Origin of the sequence: Streptomyces odonnellii (assembly GCF_000981895.1) — a bacterium.
In the GTDB taxonomy this organism is placed as follows: domain Bacteria; phylum Actinomycetota; class Actinomycetes; order Streptomycetales; family Streptomycetaceae; genus Streptomyces; species Streptomyces odonnellii.
The window spans coordinates 1-3,125 of sequence record NZ_LATD01000487.1 but is presented as its reverse complement, the minus strand read 5'-3'; the positions used below and the strand labels follow the sequence as shown (position 1 = coordinate 3,125).

The following is a 3,125-nucleotide window of genomic DNA, read 5'->3' as shown; positions in this document are numbered from 1 at the left end:
GAGGTGGGGGTATTCGACGGCGGGCGGGTTGTAGGTCCCGTCGCGCATCCCGATGTCGGTGCCCGGGGGCACGATGGCGTCGATCCGGTCGAGGACGTCGTCGGTCAGGACGGCCCCGGCGCCGGCGAGGAGGTCGTCGAGGTGGTCCATGGTGCGCGGCCCGATGATCGCGGCGGTGACACCGGGGTGGGAGATCGCGAAGGCGATGGCCAGGTGCGCCAGCGGCATCCCCGCCTCTTCGGCGAGGGGGATGAGCTGTTCGACGGCATCGAGCCGGCGCTCGTCGCCCAGGTGCTTCAGGCCGAAGCCGGCCCGGTGGGTGTCGGCCGGACGCCCCTTGCGGTAGCGGCCGGTGAGCAGGCCCTTCGCGAGGGGGCTGTAGACCATGGCGCCCATGCCGTAACGCTCGCAGACGGGCAGCACCTCGCGCTCGATGCCACGGTCGAGGATCGAGTACGGCGGCTGCTCGACGCGGAACCGCTGGAGACCGCGCCGCTCGGCGACCCACTGCGCCTCGACGATGTCCGAGGCGGGAAAGGTGGAGGTGCCGATGGCCCGGACCTTGCCCGCGCGCACCAGGTCGGTGAGGGCGGAGAGGGTCTCCTCCACATCGGTGTCCGGCGCGGGCCGGTGGATCTGGAACAGATCGACGTGGTCGGTCCCCAGCCGGCGCAGGGAGTCCTCCAGCGCGCGGACCAGCCAGCGCCGTGAGTTGCCCCGCTGGTTGGGGTCGTCGCCCATGGGGAGATGGGCCTTGGTGGCGAGCACGACATTGTCCCGGCGGCCCTTGAGCGCCTTGCCGACGACTTCCTCGGACTCGCCGCGCGAGTAGGCGTCGGCGGTGTCGACGAAGTTGATGCCCGCGTCCAGCGCCTTGTGGATGATCCGGACGGCGTCGTCGTGGTCGGCGTTGCCGAGAGCGCCGAACATCATCGCGCCCAGGCAGTAGGGGCTGACCTTGATGCCGGTGCGGCCGAGCGTGCGGTACTTCATGAGTCTCCTTGACGATGCGCGATGCGCGATGTGTGAAATGCGATGTGTGAAGCGCGATGGCCGGTGTCCGCTGCGGCGCGCTACGCTGACACAAACGGAACGGCGTTCGACTTAGACGATACGGAACAGTGTTCCGGTTAGCAAGGGGGCATGGTGATCGAGGACCCGACCGGGAAAGCCGACGCCGTCGCGGCCGGAGGACGGCCTGCTGCCGGTGGACAGCCCGCTGCCGGTGGACAGGCCGCGGTGGACGGGCAGCCCGCCGCCGAGGGACAGCCCACGACCGGAGGACGGCCCGCGACCGGGGGCCAGCCGGCGACCGGGGCGCAGCCGGCCAAGCGCGTGCGTGCCGACGCGCAACGCAGCACCGACGCCCTGCTCACGGCGGCCGCGGAAGTCTTCGCCGTCTCGGGGGTTGACGCGCCCGTACGTCAGATCACCGCGAAGGCGGGCGTGGGAGCCGGCACCCTCTACCGCCACTTCCCGCAGCGCTCGGACCTCATCGCCGCGGTCTTCCGCCATGAGGTCGACGCCTGCGTCGATGCCGCGACCGCCCTCTCGGCGCGGTACGAACCGGCCGAGGCACTCACCAAGTGGCTTCAGCGCTTCGCGGTCTTCATCGCCACAAAACGCGGACTCAGCGCCGCGCTGCACTCGGGGGATCCGACCTACGACACCCTGCCCTCCTACTTCGAGCAGCGCCTGATGCCCGTCCTCGGCGAACTCCTCGGCACGGCGGCGAAAGCAGGCGAGATCCGCTCCGATGTCGGCCCCGACGACGTACTGATCGCCACACGCAATCTGACCCTGCCCGCGCAGGAGGACAGCAACGGCCATACGCGGCGGATGATCGCGCTGCTCGTCGACGGACTGCGCTACGGGGCCGCCCGCTGATCCGCTCGTTCACTCGCTCGTTCACCCGCTCGCTCATTCGCTCGTTCATCTGCCCTGGCGGGAACGGGACTTGTGCCGGAACGGGACTTGTTGCGATCGCGCGGCCGAGATTAGGTTTGCCTTACTTGCGCCGGGAGAGTCCGGGCTGCTGTCAGGGAGGCCTCCGTACCGTGTCCACCATGTCCACCGTGCCCATCGCGTCCAGAACCCTTGCCCGTCGTATCAGCGTGGTCGCCACGACCGCCGCGTTCGCCGTATCGCTCAGCGCTTGTGGCGGGAGCGAGCAGGACGGGCCCGCGTCCTCGTCGGACACGGCGGCCGGGAAGGAGGGCGACACACACGTTGTCAAGACGGTGATGGGCGATGTGGAGGTCGGCGCGGCGCCGCAGCGGGTAGTGGTGCTCGACACCGACGCGCTCGACTCGGCCGTCACGCTCGGGGTCACGCCGGTGGGCGCGACGACGGTCGTGGACAAGGCGCCCTTCTCGACGTACCTCCCGGCGGACAAGCTCAAGGACATCAAGCCGGTCGGGCTGATCGCCGAGCCGAACCTTGAGGCGATCGCCGCGCTGGAGCCGGACCTGATCCTGAGCAACAAGGTCCGGGACGAGAAGAACTACGCGTCACTGTCGAAGATCGCCCCGACCGTCCTCTCCGACACCACCGGACCGACCTGGCGCGAGAACTTCCAGCTCCACGCGGACGCGCTGGGCAAGAAGAACGAGGCGGCGGCGGTCGTCGCCGACTATGACGCGCGCGTGAAGGGGCTGACGGAGGCGCTGGGCGGGGCGGCGAAGGCGAAGGAGACGAAGGTGGGCTTCGTACGGTTCGTGGAGGGCGCGGACACGCGGCTGTATCTGAACGACACGTTCGTCGGCTCGATCTTCAAGGACCTCCAGGTCGGGCGGCCCGCCAACCAGGACACGACCGGGTTCTCGCTGGATGTGAGCGCGGAGCAGATCGACAAGGCCAATGCCGATGTCATCTTCTACTCGACGTACGGCGACCCGAAGAAGGCGAAGGAGACGGACACGGTCGGCGGGCCGCTGTGGAAGAACCTGGACGCGGTGAAGGGGAAGAGGGCGTTCAAGGTCGACGACAACCTGTGGATGCTGGGGATCGGGTACACGGGGGCGGGGCAGATCCTGGACGCGGTGGAGAAGAACTACGTGGGGGCGGGCGGCCGTTGAGGGATGCGGCGAGCGCCGGGGGCGCGGCAGGGTAAGAGTTTGCAGGGC

General features: G+C 69.4%; 3 protein-coding genes. 2 read left to right on the top strand and 1 reads right to left on the bottom strand.

The features are described 5' to 3' along the window. On the bottom strand, nt 1-993 hold a 993-nt coding region (locus WH07_RS33635; RefSeq protein WP_046508567.1), incomplete at its 3' end, for an aldo/keto reductase. Between the two features lie 150 nt (nt 994-1,143). On the opposite strand from WH07_RS33635, the gene WH07_RS33630 reads away from it, so the two are divergent. Continuing rightward, nucleotides 1,144-1,887: a TetR/AcrR family transcriptional regulator gene (locus WH07_RS33630; RefSeq protein WP_456300500.1), complete on the top strand. Its 744-nt coding sequence runs from the start codon at nt 1,144-1,146 to the stop codon at nt 1,885-1,887. 179 nt (nt 1,888-2,066) lie between these two features. Next, nucleotides 2,067-3,077, top strand: coding sequence for an ABC transporter substrate-binding protein (locus WH07_RS33625; protein ID WP_079023777.1), 1,011 nt, complete (start codon nt 2,067-2,069; stop codon nt 3,075-3,077). The last annotated feature ends 48 nt before the right edge of the window (nt 3,078-3,125 follow it).